At 72.0% G+C, this 17143-nt stretch carries 17 protein-coding genes; 1 reads left to right on the top strand and 16 read right to left on the bottom strand.

What is annotated here, in order from left to right:
• From D9C15_RS22050 to D9C15_RS34140, 4 genes are read right to left on the bottom strand one after another with little or no spacing between them, the layout of a single operon-like run.
• Positions 1-468 carry a thermonuclease family protein gene (locus D9C15_RS22050; RefSeq protein ID WP_128000617.1) on the bottom strand — a complete coding sequence of 156 codons (468 nt, stop codon included), beginning with the start codon at positions 466-468 and terminating at the stop codon, positions 1-3.
• Complete coding sequence (locus D9C15_RS22045; RefSeq protein WP_128000616.1) at positions 465-860, bottom strand: YkvA family protein; 396 nt, start codon at positions 858-860, stop codon at positions 465-467. The genes D9C15_RS22050 and D9C15_RS22045 overlap by 4 nt, the downstream gene beginning before the upstream one ends.
• Entirely contained in the window at positions 857-3292 is a 2436-nt protein-coding gene (locus D9C15_RS22040; protein WP_240668519.1) for a ligase-associated DNA damage response DEXH box helicase, read from the bottom strand. The genes D9C15_RS22045 and D9C15_RS22040 overlap by 4 nt, the downstream gene beginning before the upstream one ends.
• Positions 3289-4116, bottom strand: a complete 828-nt coding sequence (locus D9C15_RS34140; protein ID WP_240668517.1) for a DUF429 domain-containing protein — start codon at positions 4114-4116, stop codon at positions 3289-3291. The genes D9C15_RS22040 and D9C15_RS34140 overlap by 4 nt, the downstream gene beginning before the upstream one ends.
• A gap of 54 nt (positions 4117-4170) precedes the next feature.
• On the opposite strand from D9C15_RS34140, the gene D9C15_RS22035 reads away from it, so the two are divergent.
• Positions 4171-5235, top strand: a complete 1065-nt coding sequence (locus tag D9C15_RS22035) for a DUF748 domain-containing protein (RefSeq protein WP_128000614.1) — start codon at positions 4171-4173, stop codon at positions 5233-5235.
• Here D9C15_RS22035 and D9C15_RS22030 read toward each other — a convergent pair whose 3' ends face one another.
• From D9C15_RS22030 to D9C15_RS21975, 12 genes are all read right to left on the bottom strand, one after another.
• Complete coding sequence (locus D9C15_RS22030; RefSeq protein ID WP_128000613.1) at positions 5236-5982, bottom strand: choice-of-anchor D domain-containing protein; 747 nt, start codon at positions 5980-5982, stop codon at positions 5236-5238.
• Positions 5983-6043: 61 nt separating this feature from the next.
• The gene (locus D9C15_RS22025) at positions 6044-7741 is read right to left on the bottom strand and encodes an ATP-dependent DNA ligase (protein ID WP_128000612.1); all 1698 of its coding nucleotides are present in this window, start codon (positions 7739-7741) and stop codon (positions 6044-6046) included.
• Positions 7738-8760 (bottom strand): ligase-associated DNA damage response exonuclease, encoded by a 1023-nt coding sequence (locus tag D9C15_RS22020; protein ID WP_128000611.1) that lies wholly within the window; start codon positions 8758-8760, stop codon positions 7738-7740. Before D9C15_RS22020 ends, D9C15_RS22025 begins: the two co-directional genes overlap by 4 nt.
• A gap of 28 nt (positions 8761-8788) precedes the next feature.
• Positions 8789-9577, bottom strand: coding sequence for a hypothetical protein (locus D9C15_RS22015; RefSeq protein ID WP_128000610.1), 789 nt, complete (start codon positions 9575-9577; stop codon positions 8789-8791).
• 34 nt (positions 9578-9611) lie between these two features.
• Positions 9612-9986, bottom strand: coding sequence for a hypothetical protein (locus D9C15_RS22010; RefSeq protein ID WP_128000609.1), 375 nt, complete (start codon positions 9984-9986; stop codon positions 9612-9614).
• 50 nt (positions 9987-10036) lie between these two features.
• Positions 10037-11251, bottom strand: coding sequence for a cardiolipin synthase ClsB (gene clsB / locus D9C15_RS22005; RefSeq protein ID WP_128000608.1), 1215 nt, complete (start codon positions 11249-11251; stop codon positions 10037-10039).
• Positions 11251-12045 carry an endonuclease/exonuclease/phosphatase family protein gene (locus D9C15_RS22000; protein WP_128000607.1) on the bottom strand — a complete coding sequence of 265 codons (795 nt, stop codon included), beginning with the start codon at positions 12043-12045 and terminating at the stop codon, positions 11251-11253. The genes clsB and D9C15_RS22000 overlap by 1 nt, the downstream gene beginning before the upstream one ends.
• On the bottom strand, positions 12042-12566 hold the full coding sequence (gene nudB / locus D9C15_RS21995) for a dihydroneopterin triphosphate diphosphatase (RefSeq protein WP_240668515.1): 525 nt from the start codon (positions 12564-12566) through the stop codon (positions 12042-12044). Before nudB ends, D9C15_RS22000 begins: the two co-directional genes overlap by 4 nt.
• An 86-nt stretch (positions 12567-12652) precedes the next feature.
• The gene (gene aspS / locus D9C15_RS21990; RefSeq protein WP_128000606.1) at positions 12653-14443 is read right to left on the bottom strand and encodes an aspartate--tRNA ligase; all 1791 of its coding nucleotides are present in this window, start codon (positions 14441-14443) and stop codon (positions 12653-12655) included.
• Between the two features lie 62 nt (positions 14444-14505).
• Complete coding sequence (locus D9C15_RS21985; RefSeq protein ID WP_128000605.1) at positions 14506-15141, bottom strand: DUF502 domain-containing protein; 636 nt, start codon at positions 15139-15141, stop codon at positions 14506-14508.
• A 43-nt stretch (positions 15142-15184) separates the two neighbouring features.
• On the bottom strand, positions 15185-15526 hold the full coding sequence (locus tag D9C15_RS21980) for an FmdB family zinc ribbon protein (RefSeq protein WP_128000604.1): 342 nt from the start codon (positions 15524-15526) through the stop codon (positions 15185-15187).
• A 51-nt stretch (positions 15527-15577) separates the two neighbouring features.
• Positions 15578-17068: a high affinity choline transporter 1 gene (locus tag D9C15_RS21975; protein WP_164886809.1), complete on the bottom strand. Its 1491-nt coding sequence runs from the start codon at positions 17066-17068 to the stop codon at positions 15578-15580.
• Positions 17069-17143 lie beyond the last annotated feature (75 nt).

The following is a 17143-nucleotide window of genomic DNA, read 5'->3' as shown; positions in this document are numbered from 1 at the left end:
TCACCCGCACGGCCCGTGGCGGCGCCGGAAGTCGCGCGGGTACTCGGGCGCTGGCTGCGCGAACACGCCGCGGGCGGCGCGGCGCGCCTGCTGCTCCTCCTCCGCGTACGGCCCGGCACGGCGCCCGAAGCGGGCATTCCAGGCCAGCCCCTGCGACACCAGCCAGGCGCCGACGTCCGCACCGTCGAGCTGCAACGTGCCGACAGCGCGGCCGTAGTCGTCGTGCGCGCGGGTGCGTACCGCCACGCGCCGGTGCAGCAAGCGCGCGGCCAGTGCGTCGCGTGCCGCCGCGCCGCCGGCCTGGCAGCGCTCGGGGGCGTCCAGGCCGTCCAGGCGCAGCTTGAACGGGGCGCGGCCGTCGCGCTTGACCCAGACCGTGTCGCCGTCGCTCACGTGCGTCACGTCGGCCGTGAAGGCCTGCGCAGCGCCCGCGGCCAGCACGAGCAGCAGGACGACCGCCCGCCTCACGCCGCCAGCACCCGCACCAGCCACCAGACGAACAGCCCGAACAGCGCTGCCCACAGCAGCACGATCGCCGCCGCGCCCCACCACAGCTTGGGCAGCCGCTCGCTCGAGACCTCCGCCTCGCGCAGGCGCGCCTCCCACAGGGGCTTGGGCGTGAGCTTCACCGCCAGCGCCACGCCCAACGGCAGCAGGATCAGGTCGTCGAGCTGTCCGAGCACCGGGATGAAGTCCGGGATCAGGTCGATCGGGCTGACCGCATAAGCCAGCACCGCCAGCGCCACCAGCTTGGCCGCGGTGGGCGTCTCGGCATGGCGGGCGAGCTTCCACAGCGCGATCAGGTAGGTCGCCAGCCGGGCGGCGTTGGCAAAGCGGAACAGGCGGGAGAGTCGCTTCATGGTCGGGTGTCGTGGTCGGCCTCGGCCGTTGCATCGCGGATGATGCGCGCCAGCCGGTCGGCCAGTTTCTCGTTGCTGAGCTTCTCGCGGAATCGTTCCACCATCAGCGGCAGCGAGAACGGGCTCGGCACCTTCAGCTCGACGAACTCCACCCGCTGCGCGCTCATGTGCCTCAAGGTGGCGGCGAGGCGCCGGATATCCAGCTCCTGGCTCAGCACCTCGCCCTCGGCCTGCGAGAGCAGCAGGTTGCCGGCGTCGTACTTGCGGAACACGTCGTAGAACAGGCCGCTGCTGGCCTGCAGCTGGCGTGTCGTCTTCGGCGCGCCGGGGTAACCGGTGAACACCAGCCCGGAAACGCGTGCGATCTCGCGGAAGCGCCGCTGCGCCAGCTCGCTCGAGTTCAGGCTCGCCAGCACGTCGGCCAGCAGCTCGCCGGTGTCGAAGGCGCGCCTGTCGAGCAGCGCGGCCATGTCCACCGCCTCCGCGCTGAGCAGCTCGAAGCCGTGGTCGTTGACGCTCATGCTGAAGGTGTTGGGCGAGTCCTTCGCGAGCCGCCAGGCCAGCAGGCTCGCCAGACCCAGGTGCACGTTGCGGCCCGCGAACGGATAGAGGTAGAGGTGGTGGCCTTCGCGCGAGCGGTAGCGCTCGATCAGCAGCGTCTTCGGCGTCGGCAGGCGCGACAGGCGCGCCTGCGTCGAGAGCATGGGCTGCGCGGCACGCATCTCCGGGTCCTCGATGTCGCGGATCCAGTCCGCCTGCGCGGCACTGGCCAGCAGCTCCAGCACCGCGTCGGCCAGCTCGGTCGACAGCGGCATCTTGCCGCCCGCCCAGCTCGGCACGATGCCGCGGCTCTTCGTCGCCTTCTTCACGTAGGCCGTCATCTCCTGCGTGCGCACGAATTCGAGCACCTTGCCGGCGAACACGAAGCAGTCGCCCGGGCGCAGGCGCGCGATGAAGCTCTCCTCCATCGCGCCGAGCCTGCTGCCGGAGAGGTACTTCACCTGCATCGTGCCGTCGCCCACGATGGTGCCCACCTGCAGCCGGTGGCGCTTGGCGATGCCGCGGTCGGGCACCCGGTAGACCCCGTCGACCAGCCTCACGCGGTGGTACTCGGGGTAGGCGCCCAGGCTGGCACCGCCGCGCTCGACGAAGGCGAGCGCCCAGTCGAACTCGGCGCGGCTCAGCGCGCGGTAGGCCCAGGCCGTGCGCACCTCGTCGTACAGCGCGTCGGCCGTGAAGCCGCCGCCGAGCGCGACGCTGACGAGGTGCTGCACCAGCACGTCGAGCGGCTTCTCCGGCGTGGCGCGTTTCTCGATGCGCCCCGCACGGGCAGCGCGGCGCGCCGCGGCGGCCTCGACCAGCTCCAGCGTGTTGGTGGGCACGATGGTCACGCGGCTCGGCCGGCCCGGCGCGTGGCCGCTGCGGCCGGCACGCTGCAGCAGCCGCGCGATGCCCTTGGGCGAGCCGATCTGCAGCACGCGCTCGACCGGCAGGAAGTCCACCCCCAGGTCGAGCGACGAGGTCGCCACCACCGCCTTCAGGCGGCCATCCTTGAGCCCGAGCTCGACCCACTCGCGCACGTCCTTGTCCAGCGAGCCATGGTGCAGCGCGACCAGGCCGGCCCACTCGGGCCGCTCCTGGATCAGCAGCTGGTACCAGGTCTCGGCCTGCGAGCGGGTGTTGGTGAACACCAGGGTGCTGGGGCTCGACTCGATCTCGGCGATCACCGGCTGCTGCATCTGCGCGCCCAGGTGGCCGCCCCAGGAGAAGCGGCCGGGCTCGAGCGGCAGCAGCGTGTCGATCACCAGGGTCTTGTCGATGCGGCCCTGCACCAGCACCGCGTCGCGGCCGCCGGTGAGCACCTGCTGCGCCTCCTCGAGGTTGCCGAGCGTGGCCGACAGGCCCCAGACGACGAGCCCGGGGTTCCAGCGCGCCAGCCGGGCCAGCGCGAGCTGCACCTGCACGCCCCGCTTGTTGCCCATCAGCTCGTGCCACTCGTCGACGATCACGGTGTGCACGCCGCCGAGTTCCTGCGCCGCCTGCTCGCGCGTGAGCAGCAGCGAGAGCGATTCGGGCGTGGTCACCAGCGCCTCGGGCAGGCGCCGGTCCTGCCGCGCGCGCTCGGCTGCCGGCGTGTCGCCGCTGCGCTGGCCCACGCGCCAGCCGGGCGCCACGTCGGCCAGCGGCAGGTTCAGCGCGCGCGTGGTGTCGGCCGCCAGCGCGCGCATCGGCGTGATCCACAGCACCTGCAGCGGCGCGGCCGGCCGGGCCACGCGGCGCTGCAGCGCGCCCATCCACACCGCGTAGGTCTTGCCGGCGCCGGTGGTGGCATGCAGCAGGCCGCTGCGGCCGGCGGCCAGGTGCGCCCAGACCTCGCGCTGGAAGTCGAACGGCTGCCAGCCGCGCGAGTCGAACCACTCCTGCGGCGTCATGCCGAGACGATCCACCCTTCGATCGGATCGACGCGCTCGGGCAGGCCGAGGCGCGGCTGCGTCGCGGCCCAGCCGGCCTGCAGCAGGCACAGCACGGCGTCGAGCCGGTCGCCGCTCGCGTCGGCCACCAGCGTGTCGCGCTGGGCGTGGCTGGCGCGCAGCCGCAGGCCGAGCCGCGTGCGGCCCTGCTCGAGCGCATCGACCAGGTCCTTGCGCGCGATCAGCCGCTCGGGCGTCTGCTTGGCGGCCGCGTCGTTCTTGTACGAACGCATGCCGATCAGCTCGCGTGCCAGCAGCCCCGGGTAGGCCTCGAGCGCCACGCGCGCCGGGTCGCCGGCGTGCAGGCCGGGCAGGTGCACGCCGGCCTCGATCAGCAGCGGCACGCCGGCGTGCATCATGAAGGCCACCGGCGGGTTGACCCACTTCATCGACGGCGACGAGCCGGCCGGCCCGTCGCAGGCGCGGTGCGCGAACTTGCCACCCGGTGGACGCGCAGCGCAGAAGGCGGCGAAGGTGTCGCGGATCGTTTCCCGGCTCAGCCCCGCGTAGTGGCGCATCAGCGGCAGCCACTCGCGCGGCCAGCCGAGCGACTCGACCAGTTCGCGCGGCAGGCCGAACGGGAAGTCGAAACCACCGACCCACGGCCCCGGCGCCTGCAGCCAGGCGGCGAAGCCGTCGAACGCCGCGTGTTCGTCGACGCGCTCGAGCCGCACCACGCCCTGCGCCAGCGTGCCGAGCGCGACGGTGATCGGCTTGCGGCGCGTCGGCCGGCTGGTGAAGTCGACGCCGGCCAGACGCACGGCGGGGCTCTCGGACAAGGGCATCGGGCAACGGTAGCACGCAGGAGAAGGTCATCCGGTGCTGGCGACAATCCGGGCATGACCCCGCTGCTGCGCCATCGACTGCTTGCCGGCCTGGCCCTCGCGGCCGCTCTGGTGCTGCTGGTGCTGGCCGGCCTGCGCGTGGCCGGCGCGCGCCTCGAGGCGGTGCTGGAGGAGGCGCTCGGCCCGCGCGCCCAGGTGGGCCGCGTCGCGCTCGGGTTGACCGGCCTGGAACTGCGCGACCTGCGCATCGCCGCCGCGCCGGGCTGGCCGGCGAGCGACGAGCTGCGCGCCGCGCGCATCCACCTGCGCCCGGCGCTGTCCAGCCTGTGGACCGGCCGCTGGACCATCGCCTCGCTCGAGGTCGACGGCGCCTACCTGAGCCTGCTGCGCACGCGCCAGGGCAGGCTGCGCCTGCTCCCGGCCCTGCTGGAGCGCCCCGGCACGGCAGGCGCGCCCGCGACCGCGGTCGAACTGGAGCAGGTGGTGCTGAACGGGGCCGCGATCGACTTCATCGACGCCAGCGTGCGCCAGCCGGCCCACCGGCTGCGCCTCGAGGCACTCGACGCGCGCCTCGGCCCGCTGGTGCTGCCGGCGCTGGACGAGGCGATGCAGATCGAGCTGCAGGCGCGGCTGAAGGGCCCGCACCGGGACGGCACGCTCGCGATCGCCGGCTCGCTCAATGCCGCGACGCGCGACGCGCAGCTCGAGAGCCGGGTGCACGGCGTCGACCTGCAGGCGCTGCAGCCTTACCTGCTGAAGGCGGACGAAGGCGGCGTCAAGCGCGGCACGCTGGACCTGGTGCTGGAGGCCAGCGTGCGCGGCCAGCGCCTGCACGCACCCGGCCGGATGACGCTGACCGGCCTGGAGCTGTCGCCGGCCGGCGGCCTGCTGTCCACCTTCGCCGGCGTGCCGCGCCAGGCGGTGCTGGCGGCGATGGCGCGCGACGGCCGCATCGAGCTGCGCTTCACGCTCGAGGGCCGGCTCGACGACCCGGCGTTCTCGCTCGACGAGAACCTCGCCACCCGCCTGGCCGGCGGTCTGGCCGAGGCCGTGGGCGTCAGCCTGGGCGGCGTGGTCGAGGGGGTCGGCGGGATGATCAAGGGGCTGTTCGGGCGCTGATCACGTGCCGATGCCCACCGGCCTGATCACCAGCTTGCCGTAGTCGCGGTTGTAGTCGTCCGTGATCTCGATCGCGGTCGGCACCGAGGTGCCCGAGTCGGCGGGCGTGAAGTTCAGGGTCAGCGTGCAGGTGGCGTCGGCCGCCAGGGTCGCGGGGCAGTTGTTCGTGAAGCTCCACTGGGTGTCGCTGCTGCCCGGGCCGGTGATGGTGAGCGTGTCGGTGGCGTTGCCGACGTTCCTGACCGTGTAGGTGCGGCTGGCCGTGTTGCCCACGGACGCGGTGAAGGTCGTGCTGGTGTCGCCGGTGAGGATCAGCACGCCCTGCGCCGGGCTCATGGCCGTGACGCCGGCGCCGGACAGGCCGACCACGATCGTGCCCTGCTCGGCGTTGCTGGCCACGCTCAGCGACCCGGCCATCGTGCCGGCGGCGCTGGGCTGGAAGTACACCGAGATCAGGCAGGACTCGCCCTCCTCCAGCGAGCTCGGGCAGGTCTCGCTCATGGTCACCGAGGTGCCGCTCACGCTGATGACGATGTTCTCCAGCGTCTCCACCGACGCGAAGCCGGCGTCGCTGTTGCGCAGTGCGAAGTCGAGCTGCTTGCGCGGGCCGGTGATCAGCGTGTTGCCGAATTCGCCGCCCGCGGCGCTCAGCGCCTCCAGCACCGGCTTGGGCTTGTCCGGCTCGGTGCCCATGCATCCACTCAGGCTCGCCGCCAGCAGCAGCAGCCACATCCAGTTCCTCGTCATCGTCACCTCCGGTTCAGGGCGCGATTCTGCACCGGCAGACGTGACGTTCCGTGTCGCTTCGTCACGCCGATTCGGGAGGCGCCAGCAGCGCCTCCAGCCGCTGCAGCGTGTCGGCCTCGTGCAGCGGCTTGTCGTGGCGGATGCGCAGCATGCGCGGGAAGCGCACCGCGATGCCGCTCTTGTGCCGGCTGCTGCGGTTGATGCCTTCGAAGCCGAGCTCGAACACCAGGCTCGGCCGCACGCTGCGCACCGGGCCGAACTTCTCCAGCGTGCTCTGGCGGATCACCCGGTCGACCTCGGCGAACTCGGCGTCGGTGAGCCCCGAGTAGGCCTTCGCGAAGGGCACCAGCTGCAAGGCGCCGGGCTGCGCCGGCTCGCGCCGCGCGATGGCCTCGAGCACCGCCTGCGCCTCGGCCGCATCGGCCGGGGTGCGGTTCCACACCGCGAAGGTGTAGTCGGTGTAGACGCTGGCGCGCCGCCCGTGCCCGGCCTGCGCGTAGACCAGCACGGCATCCGCCGAGAGCGGCTCGATCTTCCACTTCCACCACGTGCCCTCGGCCTTGGTGCGGCCGCTGCCGTAGCGCGCCTCGTGGTGCTTGAGCATGAAGCCCTCGACCCCGCGTGCGCGCGACTCGCCGCGCAAGGCGGCGAACGCGGCCCAGTCGGGCGCCTCGACCCGCGGCGAGAGCCGCAGCGGCGAGCGCGCGAGCAGTTCCTCGAGCCGGCCGCGCCGCTGCGCCTGCGGCTCGTCGCGCCGGTCGACGCCATCGGACTCGAGCAGGTCGTAGGCGATGAAGGCGACCGGCGCGTCGGCGAGCACCTTCTTCGTCAGCGTCTTGCGCCCGATGCGCTGCTGCAGCAGGTTGAACGGCGCCGGACGGTCGTCGTTCCAGACCAGGATCTCGCCGTCGAGCACCGTGCCGTCGGGCAGGCCCTGTGCGGCCGCGACGATCTCGGGGAAGCGCTCGGTCACCAGCTCCTCGCCGCGCGACCAGATCCACGCCTGCCCGGCGCGGCGCACCAGCTGCGCACGGATGCCGTCGTACTTCCACTCGACCAGCCAGCCGGCCGCCGGGCCGAGGCGCGCCTCGAGCGCATCGGCCGGCGCGTCCAGCGCATGGGCGAGGAAGAACGGATAGGGCTGGCCGCCCTCGATGCGCCCGGCCTGCGCCGGCGCGACCAGCGCCTCGAAGGCGCGTGCGTCGGGCCGCGCGCGTGCATCCGTGTACCCCATCATGCGCTGTGCCACCAGCTTGGCGTCCAGGCCCGCCTGTGCCGCCAGCGCGCGCTGCACCAGCAGCTTGCTGACACCGACGCGGAAGCCGCCGCCGATCAGCTTGACGAGCAGGAAGCGGCCGGCGGCGTCGAGCTCGTCCCACCAGGCTGCCACGTGCGCGGCCTGCTCCTCGGCCGGCGCACCGCGCAGCGGCAGCAGGCGCTGCTCGACCCAGGCCGCCAGGCCCAGGTCGCTGTCGCGCGCCGGCGGCGGCAGCACCAGCGCGATCGTCTCGGCCAGGTCGCCGACCGCCTGGTAACACTCCTCGAACAGCCAGTCGTCGATGCCGGCGCGGCGGCAGGCCAGCGCACGCAGCAGCGCGGTGGGCAGCAGCTGGCGCGGCTTGCCGCCGGCGAGGAAGTAGGTCGCCCAGGCGGCGTCGGCCGGCGCGGCGGTGGCGAAGTAGCGCTGCAGCGCGGCGAGCTTGGCATTCGTCGCGGTACTGGCATCGAGTTCGGCGAACAAGGCTGCGAACCGCTTCATGCCACGGCGTCCGGCTCGAGCCGGTCGTCCCCGTACTCGGTGGCGAACGAACCGGCCTGCAGGCCCTGCCCGGACAGCCAGCGCACCATCACGGCCTCGTAGCCGTGGGTGACGATCACGCGGCTCGCGCCGGTGGCGGCGATGGCGCGCTGCAGGCCCGGCCAGTCGGCGTGGTCGGAGAGCACGAAGCCACGGTCCAGGCCCTGGCGGCGACGCGTGCCGCGCAGCTGCATCCAGCCGCTGGCGAACGCGTCGGCGTAGCCGCCGAAGCGCCTGAGCCAGGGCGAGCCCTGCACGGAGGGCGGCGCGACCACCAGCGCACGCTGGAGCAGCGCCTTGTCGCTCACCTCGGTGCCGAGCAGGGTGGGCGGCAGCGCCACCCCGGCGGCGCGGTAGGCGGCGTTCAGCGCCTCGACCGCGCCGTGCACGACGATCGGCCCGATCGACGCATCGACGCCGGCGAGCAGCCGCTGCGCCTTGCCGAAGCTGTAGCCGAACAGCACGCTGGCGCGGCCCTCGGCAGCGTTGGCGCGCCACCAGGCGTCGATGTCGGCATAGACCTCGCGCTGCGGGCGCCAGCGGTAGACCGGCAGGCCGAAGGTCGATTCGGTGATGAAGCAGTCGCAGCGCACCGGCTCGAACGGCGCGCAGGTCGGGTTGTGGTCGTCGGCGCCGCTGACGAAGTAGTCGCCCGAGGCCACCCACACCTGCCCGCCGTGCTCCAGCCGCACCTGCGCCGAGCCGAGCACGTGCCCGGCCGGGTGCAGGCTGATGCGCACGCCGCGGTGCTCGACCGCCTCGCCGTAGGCCAGCGCCTGCAGCGTGACCTCGCCCAGCCGCGCACGCAGCACGCCCTCGGCCGGCGCGGCGGCGAGGTAGTGGGCGTGGCCGCGGCGCGCGTGGTCGGCATGCGCATGCGTGATCACGGCGCGGTCCACCGGGCGCCAGGGGTCGATGAAGAAGTCGCCCGGCGGGCAGTACAGGCCCTCGGGGCGCTGCACGACGAGGTCGGAGGACATGGCCGCATGCTAGCGGCGGCCACGCCTCCTAGGGTCGCAGGGAGCCAATGGCATCGAGCAGCACCTGGGCGCGCGTGCGGTCGAAGGGCGGCGCATCCAGCGGTGCGGCGAAGGGGCGCGGCTTGAAGGCGATCGACTCGCGCGAGCCGTCCGGGCGCGCCAGGCTGGCGACCCCGCCCGCGCCGCCGGGCAGCTCGAGCCGCTCGACCACGCCGAGCTCGGCATAGTCCATGCGCAGCGCCGGCCGGTGGAGCGGCCAGGCATCCACCCGGTCGACGAAGATCATCGCCTTGGACGTGACGACCACGGCGCCCGGCACCCAGCGGTCATCGGCCGCGCGCAGCGCGCCGAGCAGCCGTTCGTGGACCATCTCGCCGGCGACCAGCAGCGGTTGGACCGCCGCGTCGATGAGCAGGGTCTCGGGCCGCTCGGGCGTGGACGCGGCAGCGCAGGGTGCCGGCCGCGCACAGCCCCCGGCATCCAGGTGCGTGGCACGGTATCGGCCATCGCCGTCGAAGTAGACATAGCGCCGGCGATAGCGCAGCACGTCCGACGTCGAGAAGGCGTCCATCCAATACGGCCCTCCGACGACGAACAGCAGGTGACCCGGCGAGCGGTAGTCCTCCCAGGCCAGCCAGCTCCGGTCCGGCGCGAGGTCGTCGGGATCGCCCAGCACGAGGAGCACCTCCTGGAGAAGCGTCTCACCCGGTTGCCACGTCGCCGCAGCCGGATCATCGAGGTTGTCGCGCGCCCGGCTCGTGTCGCCCGGGATCGGCACGGCGCAGGCGGCGAGCAGGAGGGCCAGCGCGATCGGCAACGCACCGGCACGGGCGCGGCAGCGGCGACCCAAGTCAGTCCCCGCGCACCTTGACGAGCGCGTGCCGCGTCAAGGTGCCGCGCGAATCGAACACCAACACCAGGCTGCGCCGGCGGCTGTACTCGAACCAAGACTCCAGCGTCTCGACCGGATGCAGCCCGGTGCCGTCCTCGCCGAGCCGATAGGTGAAAACGACCCCACCCCCGGCAGCCGCGAACTGCCGCCCGGGCGGGCCGAGCCGACCGATGCAGTCCGCCAGCGTGCTGCTGCCGTCGACCAGCAAGCCGAGCTGCACTGCCGGCCGCGCCTGCCCGAAGGCGGAGCGGCCCAGCAGCAGGGGCAGCGTCAGGACGAGGCAGCGGCGCCGGCAGGACATCAGGTTCGATTCGAACAGGGGCTGCCGCGGCACGGCCTGAGATCCCTCAAGCGGGACACGCGACCGATGCTGGCGTCCGCCGATCAGTATTTCTTGCCGCTCACCAGCACCGCGAATCGCATCAGCCCGTAAGCCACCCAGTTGCCCACCCGCGTGAGCCAGGGGCGGCGGCGATGGCTGTCCATGTCGACCACCCGGCCGTGCTGCAGCGCGCGCAGCAGGTGGGCATGCAGCTCGCCGGCGAAGTCGTCGTCGCGCACGAACACGTTGGCCTCGCGCGCCAGCAACAGGCTGAACGGGTCGAGGTTGGAGGAGCCGACCGTCGCGAGCATGCCGCGCGGCGCGTCCATCACCGCCACCTTGGCATGCAGGAAGCTGGCCTCGTACTCGACGATGCGGATGCCGGCGGCGAGCAGCTGGTCGTACACCGCCCGGCTGGCGTGGTAGGGCATGAAGTACTCGTAGCGGCCCTGCAGCAGCAGCGTGATCTTCACGCCGCGCCGCGCCGCGCGCAGCAGCGCGCGCTGCAGCTGCACGCCGGGGATGAAGTAGGCGTTGGCGATCAGCACCTCGCTCCTGGCCTGCGCCAGCGCGATGCGGTAGGTGCCCTCGATGCGGCGGCGGAAGCGCAGGTTGTCGCGCAGCACCAGCGCGGCCACCGCCCCGCCCTGCTCCATCACGCTGTCGTGCGGGCCCTCGTCCATCCCGGCGCGGGCGGCCGCGCGCACCGCCCGCAGCGCGCCTTCCAGGTCGCGCTGGCGCGCCTCGCGCGCCACCTGCAGGCGCCACCACAGGCGGGTCATGGTGTCGTGCACGTCGGCCACCAACGGCCCGGTGACCCGCACCGCGAAGTCCAGCCGCGGCCGGGTGAGCTCGCCGTGGTTCGGGTCCCAGTAGTCGTCCAGCAGGTTGATGCCGCCGCAGAAGGCGAGTTCGCCGTCGATCACGCAGAGCTTGCGATGCAGCCGCCGCCAGGTGCGCGGCATCAGCAGGCGCCAGCCGCGCACCGGGTTGAAGACGCGCCAACGTACGCCGGCGGCGGCCCAGCGGCGCTGCCATTCGGGCGGGATGTCGCCGGTGCCCACGCCGTCGACCACCACGCGCACCGTCACGTGGCGCGCGGCGGCGCGCTCGAGCGCCTCGACCACCGGGATCACCGAGCGGCTGAAGTCGAGGATGTAGGTCTCGAGCATCACCTCGGCGCGTGCCGCGTCGATCGCCGCCACCAGCGCCGGGAACAGCTCGACGCCGCCGGCCAGCAGCGTGAGCTCGTGGTCCGGTCGCAGGGCCTGCTGCATCACGCCGGCGCCAGCTCCGCCAGCAGCGGCAGGTGGTCGGACATGCGCGCCCAGGCCGGACCGCGCGGCACCGTGGTGGACAGGCAGCGCAGCCCGCGCACGTAGATGCGGTCGAGCGAGAACACCGGCACGCGCGACGGGAAGGTGTTCAGCCGTGCCGGCGCCACGCCCTCGACCGCGGCGCGCGCCAGGCCGCAGCCGCGCATCGGCGCATCGAGCTTCTCGCCCCAGTCGTTGAAGTCGCCGGCCACGATCAGCATCTCGCCGGGCGGCACATGCGCTTCCACGAAGGAGGCGATGCGCTCGACCTGGCGCACCCGGCTCGCATGCATCAGCCCGAGGTGGGCGACGACGGCATGCAGGCGCCGTCCCTGCCAGTGCACCGGCACGTGCAGCAGGCCGCGCTGCTCGAAGCGGTGGTCGGACACGTCGTGGTGGCCGATGTCGCCCAGCGGCCAGCGCGACAGCAGCGCGTTGCCGTGTTCGCCCTGGCGCGTGACGGCGTTGGTGCGGTAGGCCACCTCGTAGCCCTCGGGCGCGAGGAACTCGGCCTGCCCCTCGCGCGGCCAGCCGAACCAGGTGCGCTCGAAGCGGCGCGCGTCGCCGTGGTGGAAGTGGCGCACCTCCTGCAGGAACACCAGGTCGGCGTCGAGCGCCTCGATGCCCAGGCCCAGGTTGTGGATCTCCAGGCGCTTGCCCGGGCCGACGCCGCGCACGCCCTTGTGGATGTTGTAGGTCGCCACGCGCAGCGCGTCGCCGTGCCCTGCGTGCGGGTGCGGGGTGAGCGGCCTCATGGCGCGACCGGCGGCAGGAAGCGCGGCAGCTGCAGGATCGCCTCCGCGTTGGAGAACGAGAAGCAGGCGTCGGCCGCCTCGCGCCAGGGCAGCCAGCGCCAGGCCAGGTGCTCGCGCGGGCTGAGCCTGACCGGGATGTCGCGCGGCACCGTCAGCCCGTAGACATGCTCGGTGTTGTGGGTGGTGCCGGGTGCGTAGCGGTGCGCCCAGACGGGAAAGATCTCGTAGACGTTGCGCAGCCGCCAGTCCACCAGCGCGCTGGCGGGCACGCGCTCGCCGCCGACCACGATGCCGGTCTCCTCGGCCACCTCGCGCACCGCGGTGGCCTCGAGCGGCTCGTCGGCATCGTGCTTCGAGCCGGTGACGCTCTGCCAGGCGCCGGGCTGGTCGGCGCGTTCGATCAGCAGCACCTCGCGCTGCGGGCTGTGGATCACCACCAGCACCGATTCCGGGATCTTGAACGGCTTGGCCATCTGCAGAAGCGACGAAGGGGCACGCGGCGTGCCCCTTCGATTCTGCATGAGCGGCTTCGGTACCGCCCGGCCGCCCGAAGGTACCGGGCGCCCCCCCCGGGGGGCCGCGAGCGCAGCGAGCTTGGGGGCTTCGCTCAGGCCGCCGGCATCGGGTTTCTCAGCCGGATGTGCAGCTCGCGCAGCTGCCTCTCGTCCACCGGGCTCGGCGCGTTGGTCAGCAGGTCCTGGGCGCGCTGCGTCTTCGGGAAGGCGATCACGTCGCGCAGGCTCTCGGCGCCGGTCATCAGCATCACGAAGCGGTCCAGGCCGATCGCGATGCCGCCGTGCGGCGGCGCGCCGTACTTCAGCGCATCGAGCAGGAAGCCGAACTTCAGCTGCGCCTCCTCGGCGCCGATCTTGAGCGCGCGGAACACCTTGCTCTGCACTTCCTCGCGGTGGATACGCACCGAGCCGCCGCCGAGCTCGATGCCGTTGAGCACCACGTCGTAGGCCTTGGCGATGCACTTGCCGGGGTCGGTCTCGAGCCAGTCCTCGTGGCCGTCCTTCGGGCTGGTGAACGGGTGGTGCACCGCGTTCCAGCGCTGCGCCTCGTCGTCGTGCTCGAACATCGGGAAGTCGATCACCCACAGCGGCTCCCACTGCCCCTGCAGCAGGCCGCGCGCCTTGCCGAACTCGCTGTGGCCGATCTTGATGCGCAGCGCGCCGATCGCGTCGTTGGCCACCTTGGCCTTGTCGGCGCCGAAGAAGATCAGGTCGCCGTTGACCGCGCCGGTGCGCGCCAGGATCTCGGCGATCGCCTTGTCGTGCAGGTTCTTGACGATCGGCGACTGCAGGCCCTCGCGGCCCTTGGCCGTGTCGTTGACCTTGATCCACGCCAGGCCCTTGGCGCCGTAGATCTTGACGAACTCGGTGTACGCGTCGATCTCGCCGCGGCTCATCTCGCCGCCGCCGGGCACACGCAGCGCGACCACGCGGCCGTCGGCGCTGTTGGCCGGGCCGGAGAAGACCTTGAACTCGACGTCCTTCATGGCGTCGGTCAGCTCGGTGAACTGCAGCTTGACGCGCAGGTCGGGCTTGTCCGAGCCGTACAGGCGCATCGCGTCGGCGTACTTCATCACCGGGAAGGCCGGCAGCTTGACGCCGATCGCATGCTCGAAGGTCGAGCGGATCATGCCCTCGAACATCGTGCGGATCTCCTCCTCCGTGAGGAAGGAGGTCTCGATGTCGATCTGCGTGAACTCGGGCTGGCGGTCGGCGCGCAGGTCCTCGTCGCGGAAGCACTTGGTGATCTGGTAGTAGCGGTCGAAGCCCGCCACCATCAGCAGCTGCTTGAACAGTTGCGGCGACTGCGGCAGCGCGAAGAACATGCCGTCGTGCACGCGGCTGGGCACGAGGTAGTCGCGCGCGCCCTCCGGCGTGCTCTTGGTGAGCATCGGCGTCTCGATGTCGATGAAGCCGTTGGCGTCGAGGAACTTGCGCACCTCCATCGCGACGCGGTAGCGCAGCATCAGGTTGCGCTGCATCTGCGGGCGACGCAGGTCGAGCACGCGGTGCGTCAGGCGCGTGGTCTCGGAGAGGTTCTCCTCGTCGAGCTGGAACGGCGGCGTGACGCTCGGGTTCAGCACCTCGATCTCGTGGCACAGCACCTCGACCTTGCCGCTGGTGATGTTGGCATTGGTCGTGCCAGCCGGCCGCTCGCGCACCTTGCCGACGATCTTCAGGCAGAACTCGTTGCGCACGCCCTCGGCGACCTTGAACATGTCCGGGCGGTCCGGGTCGCAGACCACCTGCACCAGGCCTTCGCGGTCGCGCAGGTCGATGAAGATCACGCCGCCGTGGTCGCGCCGGCGGTGCGCCCAGCCGACCAGGGTGACGGTCTGCCCCAGCAGGGTTTCGCTGACGAGGCCGCAGTAGCTTGTTCTCATGGGGTGTCTCCGGGGAGTTCGGGCGGGGCCGGCGGCATGCCACGCGCCGGCGCAGGCAGGGGTCAGTTTCGGGCCAGCGCGGGCGGCAGCGGCGGCGCGACGACACCCATCGAGATGACGTACTTGAGCGCCTCGTCGACGCTCATCGCGAGCTCGATCACGTCGGCGCGCGGCACCATCAGGAAGAAGCCCGAGGTCGGGTTGGGCGTGGTCGGCACGTAGATGCTGAGGTAGTCGCCGCTCAGGTGGTGCGCCGCCTCGCCGCCGGGCTTGCCGGTGACGAAGGCGATGGTCCAGGCGCCCTGGCGCGGGTACTGCACCAGCACCGCCTCGCGGAAGGCGTTGCCGCTGCTGGAGAACAGCGTGTCCGAGACCTGCTTGATCGAGCTGTAGATCGACTTGACGATCGGGATGCGGTGCAGCACCCGGCTGCCCTGGCGCAGCCACCACTGGCCGACCATGTTGGTGGCGAACATGCCGGTCAGCAGCAGGCCGATCAGCATCACGATCACCCCCAGGCCCGGAATGCTGCGCAGCGCCTCGAGCGGCTGCTGCGCGCCGGCCGGCAGCACCGCCTGCGAGGCGCTGAGGAACCAGCCGAACACGCCGTCGAGCAGGCCGAGCACGGAATGCAGCAGCCAGATGGTGATGGCCATCGGCAGCCAGACCAGCAGGCCGGCGAGCAGGTATTTCTTCAAGCGAGGCTTTCGTTGCGGCGCCGGGCGCCGTCGGGATGCGGGGTCAGTGGCAGGCGCAGCTCGCACCGCAGCCGCCGGCCGCCGCGGCGCCGGCGTCGCCGCCGGAAGTGCCGCCGCCTTCCGCCGGCTTGCTGTCGGCCGGCTTGGCATCGGCCGGCTTGGCGTCCGCAGGCTTCGCCTCGGCCGTCTTGCCGCCCGCGTTGCCGCCCTTGAAGTCCGTCACGTACCAGCCCGAACCCTTGAGCTGGAAGCCCGCGGCCGTCAGCTGCTTGCGGAACTCGCCGGCGCCGCAGGCCGGGCAGGTGGTCAGCACCGGGTCGGAGATCTTCTGCAGCACGTCCTTCGCGTGGCCGCAGGCGTCACAGCGGTAGGCGTAGATCGGCATGGCTAAACCCTTGATGCAAAACGGAAAAACGCGAATTATACGGCGCCTTCCTCAGTGCGTGGCCGGGTGGTGCGGGTGGGCATGGGCCGCCGCATGCTGCAAGGTGTGCTCGATCGAGTGGCCGCCGTGGCGGATGACCTGCGGCGCGAGCGACCCCAGCACCATGAAGATCGCCGAGGCGAACAGGCCCACCAGGTTGGGCGGCACCATCGCCTCGGGTGCGAGCACGGTCGCCCCGAGCCAGGCGCCGACGCCGAACACGATGGCCGCCAGCGCGCCCTGCGTGGACGCCTTCTTCCAGTAGGCGCCGGCCACGAGCGGCACGAAGGCGCCCACCAGCGTCACGTTGTAGGCGTTCTGCACCATCTCGTACATCGTGCTCTTGCTGTTGACCGCGAACAGCAGCGCGCAGGCGCAGAAGGTGACCAGGATGATGCGCAGCGTCAGCAGGAACTGCCGGTCGCCCATGTGCGGCACGAAGGGCCGCAGCACGTTCTCGGTGAAGATCGCGGTCGGCGCGAGCAGCGCGCCGCTGGCGGTGGACAGGATGGCCGACAGCAGCGCGCCGAAGAACATCACCTGCGCCCACACCGGCATCTTGCCCAGCACGAGGTCGGGCAGGATGCGCTGGATCTGGCGCGCGTCGTCGGAGTCGAACAGTTCCTTCAGGGACGAGTCGGCCACCAGCGCCGCATAGCCGATGAAGATCGGCACGAAGGCGAAGCAGAAGTAGATCACCCCGCCGAGGATGGTGCCGCGCACCGCGGTCTTCTCGTTCTTGGCGCTGGTCATGCGCTGGAACACGTCCTGCTGCGGGATCGAGCCGAACGCGAACGCGAAGAACGCCCCGGCCATGGCCCAGTACGCGGCCGCATCCATCTCGGCCGGGAACATCGCGAGCTTGCCGTCGGCCGCCGCCTGGCTGATGACCTTGCCGGCGCCGCCGGCCATGTCGCCCACCACCACCGCCACGAGCGTCAGGCCGATCACGATCACGACGGTCTGGAACAGGTCGGTGAAGGCGACCGACCACATGCCGCCGAAGATCGTGTAGACGAGCACGATGCCCGCGCCGATCAGGATGGCGTGGTTCAGTTCGACCGCGCCGCCCGACAGCACGTGGATCACCAGGCCCAGCGCCGTCATCTGCGCCGAGGTCCAGCCCAGGTAGCTGGCGGTGATCGCCAGGCTGGTCAGCACCTCGACGAACTTGCCGTAGCGGTGCTTGTAGAAGTCGCCGATGGTCAGCAGGTTCATGCGGTAGAACAGCCGCGCGAACAGCAGCGCGGCGAGCACCAGGCAGACCGAGGCGCCGAACGGATCGCCCGGGATGCCGTTCAGGCCGTCCTTCGCGAAGGTGGCCGAGACGGCCAGCACGGTTTCCGCGCCGAACCAGGTGGCGAACACCGTGGCCACGTTCATGTACAGCGGCAGGCTGCGCCCGGCCACCAGGTAGTCCTTCGAGTTGTGCACGCGGCGCGCCGCGATCAGCCCGATGGCGATGGTCACGGCCATGTAGAGGACGACGAAGGCGATCAGCACGGCAGGATCCTCGGCGAGAAGGGGTGGATCGGTCGAAAAACTGGCGCGCAGTTTAGCGGCGGAAGGGCCATGTCC

It is taken from the genome of Piscinibacter defluvii, from assembly GCF_004011805.1.
GTDB lineage: Bacteria > Pseudomonadota > Gammaproteobacteria > Burkholderiales > Burkholderiaceae_C > Piscinibacter > Piscinibacter defluvii.
This window is presented reverse-complemented; position numbering and strand designations above follow the sequence as displayed.

Coding starts and splice junctions, on each gene's coding strand:
- D9C15_RS21980 (WP_128000604.1), bottom strand. CDS start 15,526: ATGCCGATCTACGCCTACCGCTGTGACGCCTGCGGCCACGCGAAGGAC.
- D9C15_RS22000 (WP_128000607.1), bottom strand. CDS start 12,045: ATGAGGCCGCTCACCCCGCACCCGCACGCAGGGCACGGCGACGCGCTG.
- aspS (WP_128000606.1), bottom strand. CDS start 14,443: ATGAGAACAAGCTACTGCGGCCTCGTCAGCGAAACCCTGCTGGGGCAG.
- D9C15_RS22035 (WP_128000614.1), top strand. CDS start 4,171: ATGACCCCGCTGCTGCGCCATCGACTGCTTGCCGGCCTGGCCCTCGCG.
- D9C15_RS22025 (WP_128000612.1), bottom strand. CDS start 7,741: ATGAAGCGGTTCGCAGCCTTGTTCGCCGAACTCGATGCCAGTACCGCG.
- D9C15_RS22020 (WP_128000611.1), bottom strand. CDS start 8,760: ATGTCCTCCGACCTCGTCGTGCAGCGCCCCGAGGGCCTGTACTGCCCG.
- D9C15_RS22030 (WP_128000613.1), bottom strand. CDS start 5,982: ATGACGAGGAACTGGATGTGGCTGCTGCTGCTGGCGGCGAGCCTGAGT.
- clsB (WP_128000608.1), bottom strand. CDS start 11,251: ATGCAGCAGGCCCTGCGACCGGACCACGAGCTCACGCTGCTGGCCGGC.
- D9C15_RS22040 (WP_240668519.1), bottom strand. CDS start 3,292: ATGACGCCGCAGGAGTGGTTCGACTCGCGCGGCTGGCAGCCGTTCGAC.
- D9C15_RS34140 (WP_240668517.1), bottom strand. CDS start 4,116: ATGCCCTTGTCCGAGAGCCCCGCCGTGCGTCTGGCCGGCGTCGACTTC.
- D9C15_RS22045 (WP_128000616.1), bottom strand. CDS start 860: ATGAAGCGACTCTCCCGCCTGTTCCGCTTTGCCAACGCCGCCCGGCTG.
- nudB (WP_240668515.1), bottom strand. CDS start 12,566: ATGCAGAATCGAAGGGGCACGCCGCGTGCCCCTTCGTCGCTTCTGCAG.